The sequence below is a fragment of the Mycobacterium sp. NAZ190054 genome, from assembly GCF_001545925.1.
Lineage (GTDB): Bacteria > Actinomycetota > Actinomycetes > Mycobacteriales > Mycobacteriaceae > Mycobacterium.
Map to the genome: position 1 here is coordinate 1 of NZ_LMVQ01000351.1, position 3,077 is coordinate 3,077.

General features: G+C 67.5%; 3 protein-coding genes and 1 pseudogene. 3 read left to right on the forward strand and 1 reads right to left on the reverse strand.

The genetic code is table 11. The features are described from left to right. Positions 1–75 precede the first annotated feature (75 nt). From ASJ79_RS21410 to msrB, 3 genes and pseudogenes are all read left to right on the forward strand, one after another. Positions 76–672 (forward strand): annotated as a pseudogene (locus ASJ79_RS21410) (alpha/beta hydrolase); the annotation flags it as partial. Positions 673–707: 35 nt separating this feature from the next. Beyond that, positions 708–1,973 (forward strand): arabinofuranan 3-O-arabinosyltransferase, encoded by a 1,266-nt coding sequence (aftC, locus tag ASJ79_RS21415; protein ID WP_197420314.1) that lies wholly within the window; start codon positions 708–710, stop codon positions 1,971–1,973. Positions 1,974–1,983: 10 nt separating this feature from the next. Continuing rightward, positions 1,984–2,394 carry a peptide-methionine (R)-S-oxide reductase MsrB gene (gene msrB / locus ASJ79_RS21420; protein WP_067959625.1) on the forward strand — a complete coding sequence of 137 codons (411 nt, stop codon included), beginning with the start codon at positions 1,984–1,986 and terminating at the stop codon, positions 2,392–2,394. A 94-nt stretch (positions 2,395–2,488) separates the two neighbouring features. Here msrB and ASJ79_RS21425 read toward each other — a convergent pair. Continuing rightward, the coding region (locus ASJ79_RS21425) for an EAL domain-containing protein (RefSeq protein ID WP_231750964.1) at positions 2,489–3,077 on the reverse strand (589 nt) is incomplete at its 5' end.

Here is a 3,077-nt window from a genome sequence, read left to right on the forward strand (position 1 = left end):
CCGGCTCTTTCGGCGCGCTGCCGCTGGGCCAGTTCAGGCACTTGACCATGTCGAGCGCGCCGACGGTGCCGAACTGCGGGCCGAGGACCCGGCGGGGCGTCGGTGGCGGCCGTCGCCAACGCCGTCTCGACCGCACTCGGCTATCCCCGCGGCGGACGGGTCGACGCGGGCAACGAACTCGCGCTGGCCGTCGCCGACGCCCGTGCCGGCAACACCAACCGGCTCAACAACCTCGTCAACCAGGCCGAGACCCTGCGCCAGACCGACGGACAGTTCGTCAACACCTGCAGCGACGCGCTGAACCGGCCCACCCCCGACCGGGTGCGGGAGCTGGTGGTGGCGTGGGACAAGTTGTACCCGCAGTTCGGCACCGTCGGCGCGCTCGACATGGTCAAGTGCCTGAACTGGCCCAGCGGCAGCGCGCCGAAAGAGCCGGCCGACCTGCAGATCCCGACCCTGCTGCTGGGTGTGCAGAACAACCCCATCGTCGGCAGCGAGGGTGTCGCCGCGGTGGCCGCGACCGCGATCAACGCCGGCTCGTCCAACCGGCGGGTGATGTGGCAGGGCATCGGACACGGCGCGACGATCTACTCGCCGTGCGCCCTGCCGCCGGCGATCGAATACCTCAAGACCGGCCAGCTGCCGCCGACCGACACGTACTGCCCGGCCTGACGGTCCTCCGGGAACCCTGAGGTACGGTGCGGGGCGTGCGCGATCTTGTTCTGGCGGCTTTCCGGCCTCGCACGACACCTCCCACCACGGCGTCGGTGCTGCGGTCCATCCTCTGGCCGTTGGCGATCATGGCGGTGATCCACCGCAGCTACGTACTGGTCTTCAACCGCTACATCACCGACGACTTCGCGCCCGTCTACCGCGCGGTCATCAACTTCAAGTTCGGTTGGGACATCTACAACGAGCATTTCGACCACGTCGACCCGCACTACCTGTACCCGCCGGGCGGCACGCTGATCATGGCCCCCTTCGGCTACCTGCCGGAAGTGGCGTCGCGGAACTGGTTCATCTTCTTCAACACCGTCGCGATCATCCTCGCGGGCTACTTCCTGTTGCGGCTGTTCAAGTTCACGCTCTCCTCCGTCGCCGCTCCCGCACTGCTCCTGGCGATGTTCTGCACCGAGAGCGTCACGAACACACTGGTGTTCGGCAACATCAACGGCGTCATCCTGCTGCTGGAGGTGCTGTTCTTCCGGTGGCTGCTGGACGGCAACCGCAGTCACGAATGGTGGGCCGGTGTCAGCATCGGCCTGACCCTGGTGGTCAAACCGCTGCTGGCTCCGCTACTGCTGCTGCCGCTGCTGAACCGGCAGTGGCGGGCGCTGGTGACGGCGTTCCTGGTGCCGGTGGCGTTCAACCTCGCGGCCTGGCCGTTGATCAGCGACCCGATGAGCTTCGTCACCCGCACGGTGCCCTACATCATGTCGACCCGCGACTACTTCAACAGCTCAGTCCTGGGCAACGGCGTCTACTACGGCCTGCCGATGTGGCTGATCCTGCTGCTGCGCATCACCTTCGTCGTGCTCGGCGCGGCGGCGCTGTGGCTGCTGTACCGCCACTACCGCACCCGCGACCCGTTCTTCTGGATGCTGACGTCCTCGGGAGTGCTCCTGATCACGTCGTGGCTGGCGTTGTCGCTGGCGCAGGGCTACTACTCGATGACCCTGTTCCCGTTCCTGATGACCGTCGTGCTGCCCAACTCGGTGATCCGCAGTTGGGTGGCGTGGCTGGCCGTGTACGGCTTCCTGACGATGGACCGCTGGCTGCTGTGGCAGCTGCCCGCGACCGGACGCGCACTCGAATACCTCAAGATCACCTACGGCTGGTCGCTGATGGCGGTCGTGGTGTTCTGCGTGCTGCTGTTCCGTTACCTGGACGCCAAACAGGACGGCCGCCTCGACGAGGGCATCGATCCGCCGTGGGTCGGGCAGCTCACGCCGGCCGGCAAGTCGCCCGGGTAGCCTGAAAACCATGACCGCTCCCAAACTCGTGCTCACCGACGACCAGTGGCGCGAACGGCTGACCCCCGAGGAGTTCGCGGTGCTGCGGCGGGCCGGCACCGAGCGCCCGTTCACCGGCGAGTACACCGACACCAAGACCGAAGGTGTGTACCAGTGCCGCGCCTGCGGCGCCGAGTTGTTCCGCAGCACCGAGAAGTTCGAATCGCACTGCGGCTGGCCGTCGTTCTTCGATCCGGCCGATTCCGACGCGGTGATCCTGCGGCCCGACGACTCGCTGGGCATGCGCCGCGTCGAGGTGCTGTGCGCGAACTGCCACAGCCACCTGGGCCACGTGTTCGAAGGCGAGGGTTACCCGACGCCGACCGACCAGCGCTACTGCATCAACTCGATCTCGCTGCGCCTGGTGCCGTCGGAGTCGTAGCCGCCCGGCACCAACGCCAGTCCCCGCTTCTGGGCTTCGAGCATCTGCTCGACCGCCGACGCCGGCAGCGGCGGGCTGTAGTGGAAGCCCTGCGCTATCCGGCAACCGTACTTGAGCAGTTCCGTTGCGGTCTCGGCGTTTTCGCCCCTTCGGCGACCGGGGTGATGCCCAGCGCGTGCGCGAGGTCGACGACCGCCCGCACGATCGCCGCAGACTGCGGATGGGTCAGGATGGGTGCGATGAACTCGCGGTCGAGCTTGACCTCGTCGACCGGGAACTCCCGCAGGTACCACAGCGCCGAGTAACCGCTGCCGAAGTCGTCGATGGCGACCCGGATTCCGTTGTCGCGCAGGGAGTGGAACACCATCCTGGTCTTGCCCAGATTGTCCAGCAGCAGATCTTCGGTGATCTCGACGGTGAGCACCTGCGGCGGCAGACCCCGGATCTCCAGCGCGTCGGTGATCTGCGCCGGAAGGTCGGGGTCGCTGATCGCAGGGGCGAAGACGTTCACCGCCACCGGCACCCCGATACCCCGGGTGTGCCACCGCGCCGCGTCGTCCAGAGCCCGCTCCAGCACCGTGGCCGTCACCGACCGCATCAGGCCGTACTGACGGACCAGCGGCAGGAAGTGGTGCGGGGCAAGCATTCCGCGCCGCGGATGGGGCCACCGCACGAGTGCCTCC